Here is a 16,342-nt window from a genome sequence, read left to right on the forward strand (position 1 = left end):
GCTGCTTTCCGCCACAATCGGCGCATGGTCCAGCCCCATGCGCACCCGCTCCGGGTGGCGCTGCACAACGAAATCCATGCGCGTCCGCCCGAGGCCATGGCCGCGCCGCTGGCGCTGTCGCACATCGTCATGGCGGGCGACGCCGCCGAGCGCGAGGCCAGCCGCGCGCACCTCGCCGCGCTGCTGCGCGACCACCACCTGCCGCTGCCCGATGCGCAGGGCACGCACATCCGCCTGGAGCTGGCGGGCTTTCGTATCCGCTGGGAGCTGCACACCGAATTCGTGAGCTGGACCTTCTCGCGTCCGTTTCCCGCCGAGGGCTTCGGGCAGCAGGAGCCACCCACCGCGCTTGCGGCCGTGCCGCAAGAGTGGCTGGCAGCCTTGCCGGGACGCTGCCTGGCCGCGCTGCACGTGTGGGTGCTGCCCGGGCGCGAGTTGCCCCCTGCGGTGCTGGCGCGCGCGCTGCTGCATGAAGACACGCTGGTAGGCGCCACCGTCGCCGACGCGCACGGCACCGTCTACACCGACTTCGCGCTGCATGCCGACGGCTGCTCGCGCATGGTGCTGCTGGCCGGTGACCTGTCGCCGCGCCGCCTCGGCCGGCTGGTGCAGCGGCTGCTGGAGATCGACACCTATCGCATGGCCGCCCTCCTGGGCCTGCCGGCCGCGCGCGAGTCGTCGGCGCTGCTGGGCGTCGCCGAGGAAGAACTCGCGGCGCTCGCGGAGGCGATCCGCGTGGCCGGCCGCGACGAGGAGCCGCAGTTGCTGGATCGCCTCACGCGCCTGGCCGGCCAGGTAGAGAGCCATTACGCGGCGACGCACTCGCGCTTCTCCGCCAGCGCGGCCTACTTCGAACTGATCGACCAGAGGCTGCAGGACATCAAGGAAGCCAAGCTGCCCGGCCTGCAGTCGCTGGGCGAATTCATCGACCGCCGGCTCTCGCCCGCGCGCGCCACCTGCGCGTGGTCGGTGCGGCGGCAGGATGCGCTGTCGCAGCGCGTCTCGCGCATCAGCAACCTGCTGCGCACGCGCGTGGAGATCGAGCAGCAGCAAAGCAGCCAGGAGCTGCTGGCCACCATGAACCGGCGGCAGGACCTGCAATTGAAGCTGCAGGCCACCGTCGAAGGCCTGTCGGTCGCGGCCATCACCTACTACATCGTCGGTCTCGTGAGCTACCTTGCCAAGGGCGCGCACGCGATCGGCTGGCCCTTCACCGCCGAGGGCACCGCCGCCTGCGCCATCCCCGTGGTGGCGCTGGCCGTATGGCTCTCCCTGCGCCGTCTGCATGCCAGGCTTCTCGGGCACTGAACGCACCGGCGCCCCGCTGTCCGGCGTGCTGCTCGCACTGGCCGGAGCGATGACCTTCAGCGGCAAGGCGATCATCGTCAAGCTGGCCTACCGCCATGGCGTGGACGCAGTGACGGTGATCATGCTTCGCATGCTGTTCGCGCTGCCGATCTTCGTGGCGATGGCGTGGTGGGCCAGCCGCGGCAAGCCGGCGCTCACGCGCAGCGAGTGGCTTGGCGTGCTGGGCCTCGGCACCAGCGGCTATTACCTCGCGAGCTTCCTCGACTTCCTGGGGCTGCAGTACGTCACGGCCTCGCTCGAGCGGCTGATCCTCTATCTCAATCCGACGCTGGTGCTGCTGCTGGGATGGCTGCTGTATCGCAAGTCGTGGAGCAGGCGGCAAGGGGTCGGCATGGCGATCAGCTATGCGGGCGTGCTGCTGGTGTTCGGGCACGAGCTGCGCATCGAGGGCAGCAACGTGGTGCTGGGTGCGCTGCTGGTGTTCGCCAGCGCCGTGAGCTATGCGGTGTACCTGGTCTACAGCGGCGAAATGGTCAAGCGGCTTGGCTCGCTGCGCCTGGTGGGCTTGGCCACCAGCGTTGCCTGCGTGCTGTGCATCGCGCAGTTCGTGCTGCTGCGCCCGATTGCGAGCGCGTTCACGGTGGCGCCGGAGGTGATCTGGCTGTCGCTGCTGAATGCGGTGGTGTGCACCGCCGTGCCGGTGCTGCTGGTAATGATGGCCATCGAGCGGGTGGGCGCGTCGGTGACGGCGCAGACCGGCATGGTCGGTCCGGTCTCGACGATCCTGCTGGGCGTGTGGCTGCTCGGTGAGCCGTTCACCGCTTTCGTGGCGGCGGGGACGGTATTGGTGATCGCGGGAATCTTCGTGTTCACGCGTGTGGCACGCTAATTCACGGTGGCTGGCTTTGCCAACGCACGACGCGAGCGTCAATGCATGCGCAGGCGCTGCGCGATCGCAACGCTGGCCTGTCCCGAGAGCGCATCGAGCCGCGATCCCATCGCCGCTTCCAACTGGTCCAGCCGCTGCTGCGGCGGCGGGTGCGTCCCGAGCGTCAGCGTGAACAGCGGGTTGTCCGGTGCCGCGGCGCGCAATTGCTGCAGCACCGAAGGCAGGCCATAGGGGTCGAAGCCGGCGCGTGCCGCCAGGGTCACGCCTTCGCGATCGGCCTCGAACTCGTCGGCCTGGCCCAGGCCGCTCGCGTACAGATCCCGGCCCAGCGCCAGCACCTGCGCCGAGATCGTGGCGGCCGCCGCGTTGTTCGGGCGCACCTGCGCCGCGAGCAGGCGCGTGAGCATGCCGGAGCGGGCCTTGGCAGCGAGCGCCTGCAGGTGGTGCCGGGCGGTGACGTGCGTGATCTCTTGCGCCAGGATGCCGGCCAGCTCCGCCTCGTCGACGCGCTGCACCAGCCCCTGGGTGACGAACACATAGCCGCCTGGCGCGGCAAAGGCATTGAAGCCTGGATCGTCGAGCACCGCAAAAGTCCAGGGCAGTTGCGGCCGCGACGATTGCAGCGAAATCCAGCGGCCCAGCCGGTTGACGTACGTCTGCAGCGCGAGGTCGCGATGCAGCAGCTTGCTGCCCAGCAGCACCGCGGCGAGCTGCCGGCCGATCTCGATTTCCTTCGGCTGGTCGACCCGCTCGAGCGATTCGGACAGCAGTTGCAGCAGCTCGTTGGCGGCAGGCAGGCGCGTCGTGGCCGGTGCGGATTGCGTGCCGGGCTTGATCTGGCGCAGCAGCTCGCCGAGAGCACGCGCGGGATCCTGCGCCTGCGCGCAGGGCCACAGGCCGGCGGCGGCCCATGCGAGGACGCAGAGCTGCTTTTTCACGGCAACTGCGGCTGGCCGGGTGCGCCACCCGGCGCGGGCACGAGAGGCACCGGGGCGGGCAGGGGCGCAACCGCCACGGCGTGCAGGCCGGCTGCCACGGCAAAGTTGCGGGCCTCCCCATCGCCTTGCCGCAGCTTTTCCATCTGCGTGACCTCGTAGGGATTGGGTTGGGACCGCGCCAGGTCCTGGGCTTCGAGCCCGCGAATGCCGGCGGTGGTGCCGGCCTGCGCCGGGCGACCGCCAACCAACAGGCTCGTGACGCCGCGCAAGGCATCACCGATGGCGCTGGCGCCCTGCGTCGCGGTCGCGGTCCCGGTCGCAGCGGCGGGGCCGAGGTCGAACAGGTGGACCCAGCCGGTCACGCCGCTGGCCGTGCGCACCTGCACCCAGGGACCGCGCCGCTCGCCGGTGCGCGTGACGCCCGCTTGCGGTGGCAGCGAGGCGATGCTGCCACCGCTCTCGGCTGGCGCGTCGCGCACTTGCGTGGCGCGACGCGTGGCAGCCGCTTCATCGGCCAAGGCGGCGCTGGCCAGCACGACGACGAACGCGAAGGCCACCGGCGCGATGCGTATCATTCGTGGCTCATTTCAAACCAAGGCGGGCATGTATGAACCTGGGAATCACGGGCAAGTGGGCGCTGGTGTGCGGCGCCAGCAAGGGACTGGGCTTCGGCTGTGCGCAGGCGCTCGCGCGCGAGGGGGCGCACGTGGTCATCGTGGCGCGGGGCGCCGAGGCGCTGCAGGCAACGGCCGAGCGGCTGCGGGCGGACGCCGGCGTGCCGCAGGGCACGCAGGTGGAAGCGATCCCCGCCGACATCACCACACCCGAAGGCCGCGCCAAGGTCTTTGCCTTCCGCAAGGACTTCGACATCGTCGTCACCAATGCCGGCGGCCCGCCGCCCGGTGACTTCCGCGACTGGGACCGCGATGCCTGGATCAAGGCGGTGGACGCCAACATGTTGACGCCGATCGAACTGATCAAGGCGACGGTGGACGGCATGGCCGCCCGCGGCTTCGGGCGCATCGTCAACATCACCTCCAGCTCCGTCAAGTCGCCGATCGACGTCCTGGGGCTGTCGAATGGTGCGCGCAGCGGGCTGACCGGCTTCGTCGCGGGGGTGGCGCGCACGTCGAAGCTGGCCTCGGCCAACGTCACCATCAACAACCTGCTGCCGGGTGTGTTCGATACCGACCGCATCAAGATCACGATGGAAGGCAGCGCGAAGAAGACCGGCAAGACCGTCGAGGAACTGCGCCAGCAGCGCATGAACGGGATCCCCGCCAAGCGCTTCGGCACCCCCGACGAATTCGGCACCGCCTGCGCCTTCCTGTGCAGCGCGCAGGCCAGCTACATCACGGGACAGAACGTGCTGATCGACGGCGGGGCATACCCGGGCACTTACTGACGATCTGGATGTCATCGCGGGCCTTTGAACGCATTGGACTCCCGGAGGTCATGCGCGCGTTGGGCACATTGCGAGCTTTTGGATGTCATTGCGGGCTTGACCCGCAATCCATGCGGGGTAGTCGAGTAGCAGGGCGGTCGCGCAAGACGCTGCGCGGTGCGGGCCCGCGGGGTGGCGTTCAGTGAGCCGCCGAACGCGTCAGGTACGGGCAACCGCGTCTGCCCGTGGCTGCGCCATCACGGCACTGGAAGCAAAGACGCGTCGCAGCCCGCCCGCATGCGGCTTTGCCGCCCCGGTCGCGCGTCGTGCGGAAATCAAGACCTTTTTCAGGCCCAGGATCATCCCTTCACCCCGGATGCGTCTTCCCTCAATTGCGCCGCGACGACACCACGATCCCGCCCACGATCAGCGCAAACGCCAGCGCGTGGTACGCATGCGGCGCCTCGCCCAGGAACGCCGCCGAGAACAGCGCCGCGAACAGCGGCGTGAGGTTGGAGAAGAAGCCCGCGATGTTGGGGCCGACGCGTTGCACGCCCACGCCCCACAAGCGATAGGCAAGCAGCGCCGGACCGGTGGCGACGAAGGCCAGTGCCGCCGCCAGCGGCCAGCCCCATTGAATGGATTGCCGCCCCACCACGGTCTCGGTGGCGGCGAACAGGCCCGACCACAACAGGCCCGGCACCATCTGCGCCATCAGGAAACCGGCCCAGTTCGAGCGGATCTCCGGCGGGTCGCCCGGCCGCGCGAGCAGCCAGCTATAGAGCGCCCACGAGCACGTGGCGACCAGCATGTACAGATCGCCCCTCACGAAGCGCACCTGTCCGAGGTGCTGCAGTTCGCCGCGCGCGAGCACCAGCAGCACGCCGGCAATCGACAGTACCGCACCCAGCACCTGCCGCCGCGTGATGCGCTGGTGGAAAAACAGCGCGCCCAGACCAAGCATGAATGCGGGGATGCTCGAGCCGACCAGCGTCACGTTGATGGGCGTCGAGGTCTTCAGTGCCAGGTACTGGAACGCGTTGTAGCAGCCCACCCCCAGCAGGCCCAGCACCGCGAAGCGCGGAAAGCGCGGCCACAGCGGACTCTCCGCACGCAGCAGCGACCAGGCAAAGGGCAGCAGCAGCACGAACGCCAGCGCCCAGCGCAGGAAGTTCAGCGTCAGCGGCGGCACCAGCGGCGCCACCATCCGGCCGACCACCGCATTGCCGGCCCACAACAGCGGTGGCAAGGTGAGCATGAGCACGGTGGAATAGGTCAGGCGCTGGTGCATGGCAGCCGCGCACTTTAGCCGAGCCGCACTGGCAGCCGCTGAGGCGGCGCCGGCGGATTCGTGGCACGATGCGCGCCTTGCGCAGCGACAAGGAGACTCATGTGAGCAAAGCGGTCCAGATCCGCCAGCATGGCGGCCCCGAGCAGATGGAACTGGTCGACGTGCAGGTGGGCGAACCCGGCCCCGGCGAGATCCGGATCCGGCACAAGGCCATCGGCCTGAACTTCATCGACGTCTACCAGCGCAGCGGCCTGTACCCGATGCCGATGCCGCTCAACCTCGGCATGGAAGGCTCGGGCATCGTTGAGGCGGTCGACGCCGGCGTCACGCACCTCAAGGTGGGCGACCGCGCGGCCTATGCCAGCAATCCGCCCGGCTCCTATTCCGAGCAGCGCGTGATGCCCGCGCGCAATGTCTGCAAGCTGCCGGATGCGATCAGCTTCGAGACCGGTGCGGCCATGATGCTCAAGGGCCTCACCGCGCAATACCTGCTCAAGCGCACGCTGCCCCAAGGCGGCCTGAAGGCCGGTGACTTCGTGCTGTTCCACGCGGCCGCCGGTGGCGTCGGCCTGATCGCGGTGCAGTGGGCCAAGGCCCTCGGGCTGCGCCTGATCGGCACGGCCGGCAGCGACGAGAAGTGCGCGCTGGCCAGGTCCCTGGGCGCCGAGTTCATGGTGAACTACAGCAAGGACGACTTCAAGGAACGCGTCAAGGAGATCACCGGCGGCAAGGGCGTCAAGGTGGTGTACGACTCGGTCGGCAAGGACACCTGGGACAAGTCGCTCGATTGCCTGCAGCCCTTCGGCCTGATGGCCAGCTTCGGCAATTCGTCGGGCCCGGTGCAGCCCTTCGCGCCCGGCATCCTGGGCGCCAAGGGATCGCTGTTCGTGACGCGCCAGACGCTGTTCACCCACATCGCCACCCGCGAGGCCAACCAGGAAATGGCCGACGACCTGTTCGCCGCCGTCACCAGCGGCAAGGTGCAGATCCGCATCGACCAGACCTTCCCGCTGGCGCAGGTGCGCGCGGCGCACCAGGCGCTGGAAGCGCGCAAGACCACGGGCTGCTCGATCCTGACCCTGTGACGCTGCTGCGCCCTGCGCTGTCCTGGCAGGCGCATCACGGCCAGCGGGCCGTGCGGCCGCCGCTGCGCCCGCGGGTCCCACTGTGGTGGGGCGCCGGCTGCATCGGTTCGGTCGAACCTGAACTCGTCGAGCGCTCCGGGCTGGCCGGCTGGGCGCTGCTGCCGCACCAGCGGCAGGGCGAACTTGGCTGGCGACTGCACGGCGACGATCTCTCGGCCACGCTGGCTGCCGTCGCCGCCGCCCTGCGGGAACGCGACCTCTGCCATGTGTGGCGCGACGAACTGCTGGCCGTGCGCGACGAGGCTGGCCGGATGCTCGGCGCCGTCGAACGCGCGGCCACGCGCGTACTGGGCGTCGCGACCGATGCAGTGCACCTTGCCGCCGTCGCCGAGGACGGCCGCCACTGGGTGCAACGGCGCGCCCTCGACAAGCCCACCGACCCCGGCCTCTGGGACACCCTGGTCGGCGGCGCGATCCCCGCGAGCGATACGCTGGAGCAGGCGCTCGCCCGCGAGACCTGGGAGGAGGCCGGCCTGCGGCTCGCGCAAGTGCGCGACCTGCGGCATGGCGGCCGCGTGCGCACGCAGCGGCCCGCCGATGTCGCGCATGGCTACGTGGTCGAATGGCTGGACTGGTTCACCTGCACGCTGCCCGCGGGCGTGGAGCCGCGCAACCAGGACGGCGAGGTCGCCGAGTTCTGCCGCATGGATGCGCCGGAGGTCACGCAGCGGCTCGAGCGCGACGAATTCACCATCGACGCGGCGCAGGTCCTGCTGGCCGCTTATTCCCCCTGACTCCGCAAGGAACCCGCATGCAGACGCTCACCCTCGAACAAGCCAACCTGATCATCAGCGAGGCGCTGAAGAAATCGCAAGCCGCCGGCTTCCAGCCGATGGGCGTGGCCGTGCTCGATGGCTCCGGCCACCTCAAGGCCTTTGCCAGCGAGGACGGGGCGAGCATGTTCCGCTTCGACATCGCGCGCGCCAAGGCGTGGGGCGCGGTGGGCATGGGCGTGTCGAGCCGCACGCTGGCCGAACGCGCCAAGGACAATCCGAATTTCTTCGTCGCCCTGGCCGCGACTTCCGAAGGCAAGTTTCTGCCGCAACCGGGCGCCGTGGTGATCAAGAACGCGCAGGGCCAGGTGCTCGGCGCGGTGGGCGCCAGCGGCGGCACCGGCGACCAGGACGAGGAAATCTGCCGCGCCGGGGTGGCCGCAGCGGGGCTGGTCAGCGGCTGAGGGCAGCCGGGCATCCGGACACCCGAAGATCCGGACGCAGAAGACGCAAAAACTGCGCAGAAGTCGCAAAAGAAAACTTCAAGGTTTTCCTTGTCCTTTTTGCGTCTTTTGCGAAACCTTTGCGTCTTCTGCGTCCGGTTGTCCGCATTCAGCTGCGCCTGCTCTCTCGCGGCTTCTTCTTCGCCGGCGCGACGCCCATCATGTGCTCCAGCACGGAGTACACCGCGGCCGTGTCGTCGCCACCGTGCCCCAGCGCCATCGCCGCGTTGTAGATCGGCATGCAGGCGGCGAACAGGGGCGCGGGCGTGTCGGTCTTCTGCAGCATGTCGTTGATCAGGCGCATGTCCTTCTGCCAGGTCGACACCTTCATGGTCGCCTTGTCCCAGGAGCGGTCCACCATCACCGGGCCGCGCACCTGGAACATGCGCGAGCCGCCGGCGCCGTCGGCCACCACCTTCACCACCAGGGCCGGATCGAGCCCGGAGCGCGCGCCCATCAGGATCGCCTCCGCCGTCGACAGGTTGTGGATCGCAACGAGCAGGTTGGCCACCAGCTTCATGCGTGTGCCGTTGCCGAAGCCGCCGACGTCGTAGCGTGCGCGGGCAAAGCCCTCGAACACCGGCGCGAACGCCGCTATCGCCGCCGAATCGCCGCTGGCGTAGACCGCGAGGTCGCGATTGACCGCCTGCGCGCCGGTGCCGGAGAGCGGGCAATCGAGCAGCGTGATGTTGGCCTTGGCCAGGCGCTCGAAGGCGCGGGTCTTCGCCGACTCGGGCAGCGTGCTGGTCTCGGCGGCGATCAGCCCCTTGGGGCGTGCGCGAGCGAGTTCTTCGCACACCTGATCGAGCGCCTCCTCGCTGGGCAGCGACAGCACCAGGAAGCGCGCGTTACGGGCGACTTCGGCAACGCTCTCGCAGGCGGTGCCGCCGGCCTTGGTCAACGCCGCGCGCGCTTTCGCGACGGGGTCGTAGCCGAACACCGCGAAGCCCGCCTTCGCCAGGTTCGCCGACATGGCCGAACCCATGATGCCCAGGCCGATCACGCCCACCGCGCTTGCCTTCGCCTGCTTGCCCTGTCTCTGTGCCATGGTGTGTGATCTTTCGTGTCAGCGCCGGGCCGCAGCGCGCGGCACCGGCGGGCGACCCAAAGCCTCGGGCGCGAAGCGCGCCAGCAGCTGCGGGTAGATGGTCCTGGCACCGGCCAGGAAGTTGTCGACCGCGAAGCCGACCTGCGTCAGGAAATCGACGTTGATCTTGGTCTTGTACACGTGCTCGCGCATGGCCATGTAGAAGACGCCGCCGTGCAGGTTCCACACGAACTCGATCTCCTCCTCGACCACCTCGGTGTCGCTGTCGGGCAGCCCGCAGGCATGCCGCACCTCGCGGCAGTACACCGGCATCAGCTGCTTGCGAACGAGCTGGATGTAGCGGCGATTCAGCACCGGGTCCGACAGGCCCGCGTACATGTAGATGCGGATCCACTCGGGCCGGTAGGTCGCCGCGGCGTACTGGCGATAGAACTCCACCAGCCGCTCGCGCAAGGGCGTGGAGCGGTCCTGCAGCAGCGGGATCCATGAGGGATTCCAGCGGCCCTCGAACACCGTCTGGTAGACGCGTTCGACCAGCGCCTGCTTGTTGGGGAAATAGCGATAGAGCAGCGGCTGGGTGATGCCCAGGCGCTTGGCCAGTTCTCGGGTCTGGCCCGAAAAGCCGACCTCGGAGAAATAGGCGATCGCGCCCTCGAGGATCTGGCGTTCGCGGTCGCCGGGCGCGAGCCGCAGCTTGGGCGTGGCGCGCGCGGGCGAAGTCGGGGGCCGCTTGGGGGTCCTGCTGGATGGCATTCCGATGTGCTGTGTGCTCACTCGCCCTTGATGCCGTTGTCGGCGACCAGGCGGGCGTACCTGGAGATCTCCGCGGCGAGGAACGCGCGGAACTCCTCCTGCGTGCTGGCCTGCGCCTCGACCCCGAGGTCGGCGAACTTCGCCTTCAGGTCGGGATCGGTCATCACCTTCACGAGGGCGCTATGGTAGCTGTCGACGATGGCCTTGGGCGCGCCCGCCGGCAGGAACACGCCCCACCAGTTTTCCGCCACCAGCCCCGGCAAGCCCGCCTCGGCGAAAGTGGGGATCTCGGGGAAGGTCTTCGATCGCACACCGCCCGTCATGGCAATCGGCCGCAGCCGCTTGGTCTTGATGAATTGCGAGACCGGCAGCGGGTCGGCCACCATCAGGTCGATGTGGCCGGCCACGAGGTCGTTCACGGCCTGGCCGCCGCCCTTGTAGTTGATGCCGTTCATCTTGACCTTGCCCTCGCGCATGATCATCTCGCCGCCCAGGTGCGCCATGCTGCCGGGGCCGCTGGTGCCGAAGCTGATGGTGCCCGGCTTGGCGCGCGCAGCGGCCAGGATGTCGTGCAGGTTCCGGTACGGCGAGTTGGCGTTGACGACCAGGATGTTCGCGCCCGTGGCCGTCAGCGCCACCGGCAGGAAGTCCTTTTCCATGTTGTACGGCACCTTGGTGATCAGCGGGTTCACCGCCACCGGGCCGAGGTTGCCCACCACGAAGCTGTAGCCGTCGGCGGCCTGCCGCGCCGCGTACTCCATGCCGATGGAGCCGGCCGCGCCGGGCTTGTTGTCGATGATCACCGGCTGGCCCCAGAGCTGCTGCAGCTTCTCGCCCATGATGCGCGCCATCAGGTCCGAGCTGCCCCCGGCCGGGTAGGTGACGACGAGGTGGACCGGCCGGTTGGGGAAGGCCTGCGCGTGCACGGCCAGGGGTACGGCGCAGGCGCCAGCGAGCGCGAACAGGCACTGCTGCACGTGCCGGCGCGAGGGCAGGTGGAGATTCATCGGGTCGCTCCTTTGGCGGTGACGCGTGCTGCCCGCCCGGGAAAACACCGCGTGGCGCCGCGTCCCGATCCAATCTATTATCGTTTGCTAAACAAGCACTCCCGTACTTTCCCCATGTTCCACACCACCTCTGCCGCGCGCGCCGACCAGACACTGTCGCTGAACATGAAGCTGCTCGCGCAGCACGAGCTGGCCGGCTACGGTGGCCTGGGCGAAGGCATGGCGATGCAGGTGACGCACGACGGCCGCCGCATCCTGTGGCTGGCGCACGAGGCCGCGCCCAAGAACTTCTCCGGCGTCGACGTCACCGATCCGCGCAACCCGAAGCTGGTCGTGCAGACCGAGCTGCCGCACATGAAGCTGCGCTCCAACTCGCTCGACCTGGTGGGCGACACGCTGGCCGTGGCCTACCAGGCCAGCACCGTCGGCATCACGCCGGCGGGCGTCGACCTGTTCGACGTCAGCACGCCGGAACGGCCGAAGCTGATCTCGCATTTCGACTGCTCGGGCCCGCACTCGCGCGGCGTGCATGCGCTGTGGTTCGTCGACGGCAAGACCATCCACATGGCGGCCGGCGCGGCCGACTTCCAGCCGCGCAATCCGCTGGACGACCAGTTCTATCGCATCCTCGACGTGTCGAATCCGGCCAGGCCGGTGGAGACCGGCCGCTGGTGGTACCCGGGCACGCGCGAAGGCGACGAGGCCCCCGCACCGCAGCGGCTGGCGAAGAAATTCGACATGGGCTTTCGCGCCCACAACACCAACGTGTTCCCCGAGCGGCCGGACCGCGCGTACGTGGGCTACATCGACGGCGGCGCCTTCGTGCTCGATATCGCCGATCCCTCGAACATCAAGGTGGTGTCGCACTGGAATCCCTCGCCGCCCTTCAACGGCTTCACCCACACGGTGCTGCCGCTGTTCGAGCGCAATCTCTGGGTGGTGAGCGACGAGTGCGTGCTGGACGAGGGCGCCGACTGGCCCAAGCTGGTGTGGATGATCGATGCGCGCAACGAGCAGAACCCGGTGCCGATCGGCACCTTCCCGGCGCCGCCCTTCGAGGCGTTTGCCAAGCGCGGTGGCCGCTTCGGCGCGCACAACATGCACGAGAACCTGCCGGGGCCGGCCTCCTTCCGCTCGGACACGATCGTGATCGGCACCTTCTTCAACGCCGGCGTGCGGGTGTACGACACCAGCAATCCCTACCGCGTGGAAGAGATCGCGTACTTCGTGCCGGGCGCGCCCAAGCTCTCGCCGGCGGGCGCCGTCCAGCTCAATGACGTGTACGTCGACGAGCGTCGCATCGTCTACACGGTCGACCGCTTCACCGGCGGGCTGTACATCCTGGAGTTGAACATCTGAGACTCTGCGCCGAAATCGGGGGTGCGGCGTTTGCGGCATCTTTGAACGCAGAAGTCGCAGAAGGAAAACCGAACACGCAGAAATGCTTCACAAGAAGATGTCATCTACGCCTCATGGCAGCTGTTGTTCTGCGTGTTTGGCCGTTGTCTTCTGCGACTTCCGCGTTCAAATTTCTGACCCACCAGCGATCCCGCAAATCGGTGGCGCAGCGCCTTCGAGGCCGGCGTGGTGACCGCCGAACGCGACCCGCTCGCCGGCAAGCTGCCGGTGACGCTGATCACCGGCTTCCTCGGGGCCGGCAAGACGACGCTGGTCGCCAGGCTGCTGCGCCACCCCGGCATGGACCGGGTGGCGGTGGTGATCAACGAGGTCGGCGAGATCGGCATCGATCACGACATCGTGGCGATGTCCTCCGAGAACATCGCACTGCTGGCCAACGGCTGCATCTGCTGCTCGGTGCGCACGGACCTGCAGGAGACCTTGCGCGACCTGTTCGCGCGCCGCCGCGTGGGCGAGATCGCCGACTTCGACCGCGTCATCATCGAGACCACGGGCCTGGCCGATCCCGCACCGGTCGTGCAGACGCTGGCCAGCGACACGCTGATTGCCGCGCACTTCCGCCTCGACGGCGTGGTGACGCTGGTCGATGCCGTGAATGGCGCCGGCCAGTTGCAAGCGCATGCCGAGCCGGCCAAGCAGATCGCGCTGGCCGACCGCGTGTTCATCACCAAGAGCGACCTGGCGACACCGGCGCAGGTCGAGGAATTGCGGCAGGCCGTTGCGGAGATCAACCCCGGCGCGGCCGTCTCGCTGCTGGTCGACGGCGAGGTCGATCCGGCACAGCTCACGAACCTGGGGCTCGCGAGCGCGCGCGCCGGCACGGCGACGCTGCGTTTCCTCGGCGAGCCGCTGCAAGGCGAGGGCTCGGGCGGGCAGGCGCGGCTAGGGCGCCGCTCGCCCTTGCACGACGCTTCCATCCGCACGCTCTCGATGCGCTTCGAGGAGCCGTTCAGCTGGAGCAGCTTCTCGTCTGCGCTGGAGTTGCTCGCCACGCTGCGCGGGCCCGACCTGCTGCGCGTCAAGGGCATCGTCAACGTCGACGGCCGCCCGGTGGTGGTGCAAGGCGTGCAGCACATCTTCCACCCGCCCGTGCCGCTGGACCGCTGGCCGAGCGACGACCAGGGCACGCGCCTGGTCTTCATCACGCGCCGCATCGAGGCCGACACCATCCGCGCGCTGCTCGAGGCGGTGGCCCGGGTGGCGAACCCCCATTGACGCCGCCCCGGGGCCCGTAGTTATCATCGGATCAACAATAACGTAGGAGACGCCTTGTTCTACACCTGTTCCCCCGACTGCACCGATCCGCTTCACCAGCACGGCGCACGCCGCTCCGCCCACCTGAAGGCGGCGCCCGTCGCGCGTGCCACGGCCACCAAGACGATCGCGCGCAGTCGCAGCGGCAAGACCAAGGTGGTCGACCTCCATTGCCACTATCTCAACCCCGAGGTGAACGCCAAGACGGCGCACCTCAATGCGGCGCAGTACGACCCCACGGTGATCTTCGCCGACGATCTCACGCGCGAGACCAACGTCAAGCAGATGAAGACGCGCGCGGTCAAGCTCACCGGCGTGGACCAGCGCCTGAAGGACATGGACCGCATGGGCGTCGACGTGCAGGCGGTCTGCCCCGCGCCCTACCACTTCTTCTACTTCACCGAAGCCGACTATGGCGCCGAACTCGCGCGCCAGGTGAACGAGGGCATCGCCAAGATCGTGGCCGACACGCCCGACCGCTTCGTCGGCCTCGGCTCGGTGCCGCTGCAGAATGCGGAGCTCGCCGTGCGCGAGCTCGATTACGCGGTGAAGAACCTGGGCCTGCGCGGCGTGGAGATCTGCACCAACGTCAATGGCAAGAACCTCACCGATCCCGAGCTGGGGCTGGAAAAGTTCTTCGCCCGCTGCGAGGAGCTGGGCATCGTGATCTTCATGCATCCCCTGGGCTACACCCAGGCGGACCGGCTCACGCACCACTACTTCAACAACGTGATCGGCAATCCGCTGGAGTCGACGGTGGCGGTGTCGCACCTGATCTTCGACGGCGTGATGGCGCGGCATCCCAAGCTGAAGATCGTGGTGGCGCACGGCGGCGGCTTCGTGGCCCACTACTGGGCGCGCATGGACCACGCGTGGCGCGCGCGGCCCGACTGCCGCACCGTGATCAAGCGGCCGCCTTCGAAGTACCTGGAGAAGTTCTACTTCGACAGCATCACCTTCGACCCGCTGATGTTGAAGCACCTGATCGACCGCTTCGGCGCCGACCACGTGGTGCTGGGCACCGACTACCCCTACGACATGGGCGAGGAAGACCCGCTGGGCCTGATCGCGCAGGTCAAGCGCCTGCCCAAGGCCGACCGCGAGCTGATCGCGGGCGGGAATGCGGCGAAGCTTCTCAAGCTGAAGTTTTAGCGCCTTCTGCGGGCTGATTCATGGCCACCAGCGACCCCGGATTCGATGCCCGCGCGCTGCGACAGGTGCTCGGCGCGTTCGTGACCGGCGTGACGGTGATCACGACGCTCGACGAGCAAGGCCGGCCGCATGGCCTGACGGCCAATTCCTTCAGCTCGGTCTCGCTCGACCCGCCGCTGATCCTGTGGAGCCAGTCGCTCACCGCGCCCAGCCATCCGGTGTTTCGCGTTGCCGAGCGCTTCGTGGTGAACATCCTGGCCGACGACCAGGTGGAGGTCTCGAACCGCTTTGCCCGCGGCAGCAGCGACAAGTTCGCCGGCTGCCCCACGGTACCGGGGCTGGGCGGCGTGCCCCTGATCGAGGGCTGCGCCGCGTATCTGGAGTGCCGCCGCATGGACAGCTTCCCCGGGGGCGACCACGTCGTCTTTCTCGGGCAGGTCGATCGCATCGAGCGCACCGGGCGGCAGCCGCTGGTGTTCGGCAGCGGGCGCTACCTGGTCGCGCAGCCGCACGACCTGGGCGAACCGACCGCGGTGGCCAACATCGCGCGTCTGCAGGCGGTGCGGCTTGCCACGCGCGCGCTGGTCGATCTCTCGGACGAACTCGACGAGACGCTCGGCCTGGGCGTGTGGGGCAACAAGGGGCCGACCATCGTGCGCTGGGAAGAGTCCAGCGAGCCGGTGAGCGACAACCTGCGCACGGGGCTCGTGCTGCCGGTGCTGACGTCCGGCACCGGGCTTGCCTTCGCCGCCTGGCTGCCACGCGAAACCACCGCGCCCTTCATCGATGCGGAGATCGCCGAGGGCGCTCCGGTGGGCGAGGGCCTGCCCAATGCGCAACTGGCGGAGCAGCTGGCGCTGATCCGCGCCAACGGCATCGTCCGCCTGGTGGGCACCGATGCCTTCTCCGATCTCTATGGCACCAGCATCAGTGCCGCCAGCGTGCCGGTGTTCGACCAGTCGGGGGCCATGGTGCTGGCGCTCACCGCCATCGGCAGCGCGCAGCGGCTGGATCTCGATGAAGCCTCGCCGCTGGTGCGCGGGCTGCGGCAGTGCGCGGCCCGGCTGTCGCAACGGCTCGGTGGCCGCAGTCCGGCCGCACTGGCCTCCAACGATCCCCAGGAGAACGCATGATGAAACTCGGCATGTTCATGATGCCGCTGCACCCCCCGGGGCGCAACGCAACGCAAACGCTGGCCGAAGACCGCGAAGCCTTCCTGCTGGCCGACCGCCTGGGCTACGTGGAGGGCTTCGTCGGCGAGCACGTCACCGACATTGCCGAGAACGTCACCTCCAGCCTGATGTTCCTGGCCTCCCTGGCCCACGAGACCAAGGACATCGTGCTGGGCACGGGCACCATCAACATGCCCAATGGCCATCCGGCGGCCATCGCCGCGCAGGTGTCGATGCTCGATCACATCCTCAAGGGCCGCTTCATCATGGGCATCAGCCCGGGCGGCCTGATGTCGGATGCCGAGGTCTTCGGCAACTACCAGAAGAACCGCAACGCGATCTTCCTGGAGAGCATCAACATGGTGC

Annotated in this window: 17 protein-coding genes; 11 read left to right on the forward strand and 6 right to left on the reverse strand. The window is 68.6% G+C overall.

Annotated elements, in window-relative coordinates:
- The first annotated feature begins 24 nt into the window (after positions 1 to 24).
- Both JWP60_RS12260 and JWP60_RS12265 read left to right on the forward strand, forming a co-directional pair.
- A complete protein-coding gene (locus JWP60_RS12260; RefSeq protein ID WP_299791292.1) occupies positions 25 to 1,308 on the forward strand; it encodes a DUF3422 domain-containing protein in 1,284 nt (427 codons plus the stop codon).
- A complete protein-coding gene (locus JWP60_RS12265) occupies positions 1,286 to 2,197 on the forward strand; it encodes a DMT family transporter (protein WP_299791295.1) in 912 nt (303 codons plus the stop codon). Before JWP60_RS12260 ends, JWP60_RS12265 begins: the two co-directional genes overlap by 23 nt.
- Positions 2,198 to 2,235: 38 nt before the next feature.
- On the opposite strand, the gene JWP60_RS12270 is transcribed toward JWP60_RS12265, so the two are convergent.
- Both JWP60_RS12270 and JWP60_RS12275 read right to left on the reverse strand, forming a co-directional pair.
- On the reverse strand, positions 2,236 to 3,135 hold the full coding sequence (locus JWP60_RS12270; protein WP_299791298.1) for a M48 family metalloprotease: 900 nt from the start codon (positions 3,133 to 3,135) through the stop codon (positions 2,236 to 2,238).
- Positions 3,132 to 3,710, reverse strand: coding sequence for an SH3 domain-containing protein (locus JWP60_RS12275; protein ID WP_299791301.1), 579 nt, complete (start codon positions 3,708 to 3,710; stop codon positions 3,132 to 3,134). Before JWP60_RS12275 ends, JWP60_RS12270 begins: the two co-directional genes overlap by 4 nt.
- 32 nt (positions 3,711 to 3,742) lie before the next feature.
- Between JWP60_RS12275 and JWP60_RS12280 the strand changes: the two genes are divergently transcribed.
- Positions 3,743 to 4,540: an SDR family oxidoreductase gene (locus tag JWP60_RS12280; protein WP_299791304.1), complete on the forward strand. Its 798-nt coding sequence runs from the start codon at positions 3,743 to 3,745 to the stop codon at positions 4,538 to 4,540.
- Positions 4,541 to 4,907: 367 nt separating this feature from the next.
- Here JWP60_RS12280 and JWP60_RS12285 read toward each other — a convergent pair whose 3' ends face one another.
- Complete coding sequence (locus JWP60_RS12285) at positions 4,908 to 5,810, reverse strand: DMT family transporter (RefSeq protein WP_299791307.1); 903 nt, start codon at positions 5,808 to 5,810, stop codon at positions 4,908 to 4,910.
- A 101-nt stretch (positions 5,811 to 5,911) separates the two neighbouring features.
- Between JWP60_RS12285 and JWP60_RS12290 the strand changes: the two genes are divergently transcribed.
- Genes JWP60_RS12290 through JWP60_RS12300 form a run of 3 tightly spaced genes read left to right on the forward strand, consistent with a single transcriptional unit; the run spans position 5,912 to position 8,132 of the window.
- Complete coding sequence (locus tag JWP60_RS12290; protein ID WP_299791310.1) at positions 5,912 to 6,895, forward strand: quinone oxidoreductase; 984 nt, start codon at positions 5,912 to 5,914, stop codon at positions 6,893 to 6,895.
- Positions 6,892 to 7,689 (forward strand): NUDIX domain-containing protein, encoded by a 798-nt coding sequence (locus JWP60_RS12295; protein ID WP_299791313.1) that lies wholly within the window; start codon positions 6,892 to 6,894, stop codon positions 7,687 to 7,689. Before JWP60_RS12290 ends, JWP60_RS12295 begins: the two co-directional genes overlap by 4 nt.
- Before the next feature lie 17 nt (positions 7,690 to 7,706).
- On the forward strand, positions 7,707 to 8,132 hold the full coding sequence (locus JWP60_RS12300; protein ID WP_299791318.1) for a heme-binding protein: 426 nt from the start codon (positions 7,707 to 7,709) through the stop codon (positions 8,130 to 8,132).
- Positions 8,133 to 8,280: 148 nt separating this feature from the next.
- Here the strand turns inward: JWP60_RS12300 and JWP60_RS12305 are convergent, their stop codons facing one another.
- The 3 genes from JWP60_RS12305 to JWP60_RS12315 are packed head-to-tail and all read right to left on the reverse strand — an operon-like array spanning position 8,281 to position 10,979.
- On the reverse strand, positions 8,281 to 9,219 hold the full coding sequence (locus JWP60_RS12305; protein ID WP_299791321.1) for an NAD(P)-dependent oxidoreductase: 939 nt from the start codon (positions 9,217 to 9,219) through the stop codon (positions 8,281 to 8,283).
- Positions 9,220 to 9,237: 18 nt separating this feature from the next.
- Positions 9,238 to 9,972, reverse strand: a complete 735-nt coding sequence (locus JWP60_RS12310) for a TetR/AcrR family transcriptional regulator (protein WP_299791324.1) — start codon at positions 9,970 to 9,972, stop codon at positions 9,238 to 9,240.
- A 17-nt stretch (positions 9,973 to 9,989) separates the two neighbouring features.
- The gene (locus JWP60_RS12315; protein ID WP_299791327.1) at positions 9,990 to 10,979 is read right to left on the reverse strand and encodes a tripartite tricarboxylate transporter substrate binding protein; all 990 of its coding nucleotides are present in this window, start codon (positions 10,977 to 10,979) and stop codon (positions 9,990 to 9,992) included.
- Between the two features lie 114 nt (positions 10,980 to 11,093).
- Between JWP60_RS12315 and JWP60_RS12320 the strand changes: the two genes are divergently transcribed.
- The 5 genes from JWP60_RS12320 to JWP60_RS12340 form a co-directional block, all read left to right on the forward strand.
- Positions 11,094 to 12,338 (forward strand): hypothetical protein, encoded by a 1,245-nt coding sequence (locus JWP60_RS12320; protein ID WP_299791330.1) that lies wholly within the window; start codon positions 11,094 to 11,096, stop codon positions 12,336 to 12,338.
- Between the two features lie 228 nt (positions 12,339 to 12,566).
- Positions 12,567 to 13,613 (forward strand): GTP-binding protein, encoded by a 1,047-nt coding sequence (locus JWP60_RS12325; protein WP_299791333.1) that lies wholly within the window; start codon positions 12,567 to 12,569, stop codon positions 13,611 to 13,613.
- 54 nt (positions 13,614 to 13,667) lie between these two features.
- Complete coding sequence (locus tag JWP60_RS12330) at positions 13,668 to 14,804, forward strand: amidohydrolase family protein (protein WP_299791335.1); 1,137 nt, start codon at positions 13,668 to 13,670, stop codon at positions 14,802 to 14,804.
- Between the two features lie 20 nt (positions 14,805 to 14,824).
- Positions 14,825 to 15,937, forward strand: a complete 1,113-nt coding sequence (locus tag JWP60_RS12335; RefSeq protein WP_299791338.1) for a flavin reductase — start codon at positions 14,825 to 14,827, stop codon at positions 15,935 to 15,937.
- The coding region (locus tag JWP60_RS12340; protein ID WP_299791341.1) for an LLM class flavin-dependent oxidoreductase at positions 15,934 to 16,342 on the forward strand (409 nt) is incomplete at its 3' end. The genes JWP60_RS12335 and JWP60_RS12340, both read left to right, overlap by 4 nt.

The sequence above is a fragment of the Ramlibacter sp. genome, assembly GCF_028291745.1.
In the GTDB taxonomy this organism is placed as follows: Bacteria; Pseudomonadota; Gammaproteobacteria; order Burkholderiales; family Burkholderiaceae_C; genus Ramlibacter.

Bases quoted from the DNA above. Each gene is read 5' to 3' on its own strand.
- JWP60_RS12285 (WP_299791307.1), bottom strand. From the start codon at position 5,810: ATGCACCAGCGCCTGACCTATTCCACCGTGCTCATGCTCACCTTGCCA.
- JWP60_RS12315 (WP_299791327.1), bottom strand. From the start codon at position 10,979: ATGAATCTCCACCTGCCCTCGCGCCGGCACGTGCAGCAGTGCCTGTTC.
- JWP60_RS12275 (WP_299791301.1), bottom strand. From the start codon at position 3,710: ATGATACGCATCGCGCCGGTGGCCTTCGCGTTCGTCGTCGTGCTGGCC.
- JWP60_RS12320 (WP_299791330.1), top strand. From the start codon at position 11,094: ATGTTCCACACCACCTCTGCCGCGCGCGCCGACCAGACACTGTCGCTG.
- JWP60_RS12300 (WP_299791318.1), top strand. From the start codon at position 7,707: ATGCAGACGCTCACCCTCGAACAAGCCAACCTGATCATCAGCGAGGCG.
- JWP60_RS12260 (WP_299791292.1), top strand. From the start codon at position 25: ATGGTCCAGCCCCATGCGCACCCGCTCCGGGTGGCGCTGCACAACGAA.
- JWP60_RS12265 (WP_299791295.1), top strand. From the start codon at position 1,286: ATGCCAGGCTTCTCGGGCACTGAACGCACCGGCGCCCCGCTGTCCGGC.
- JWP60_RS12305 (WP_299791321.1), bottom strand. From the start codon at position 9,219: ATGGCACAGAGACAGGGCAAGCAGGCGAAGGCAAGCGCGGTGGGCGTG.
- JWP60_RS12280 (WP_299791304.1), top strand. From the start codon at position 3,743: ATGAACCTGGGAATCACGGGCAAGTGGGCGCTGGTGTGCGGCGCCAGC.
- JWP60_RS12335 (WP_299791338.1), top strand. From the start codon at position 14,825: ATGGCCACCAGCGACCCCGGATTCGATGCCCGCGCGCTGCGACAGGTG.
- JWP60_RS12310 (WP_299791324.1), bottom strand. From the start codon at position 9,972: ATGCCATCCAGCAGGACCCCCAAGCGGCCCCCGACTTCGCCCGCGCGC.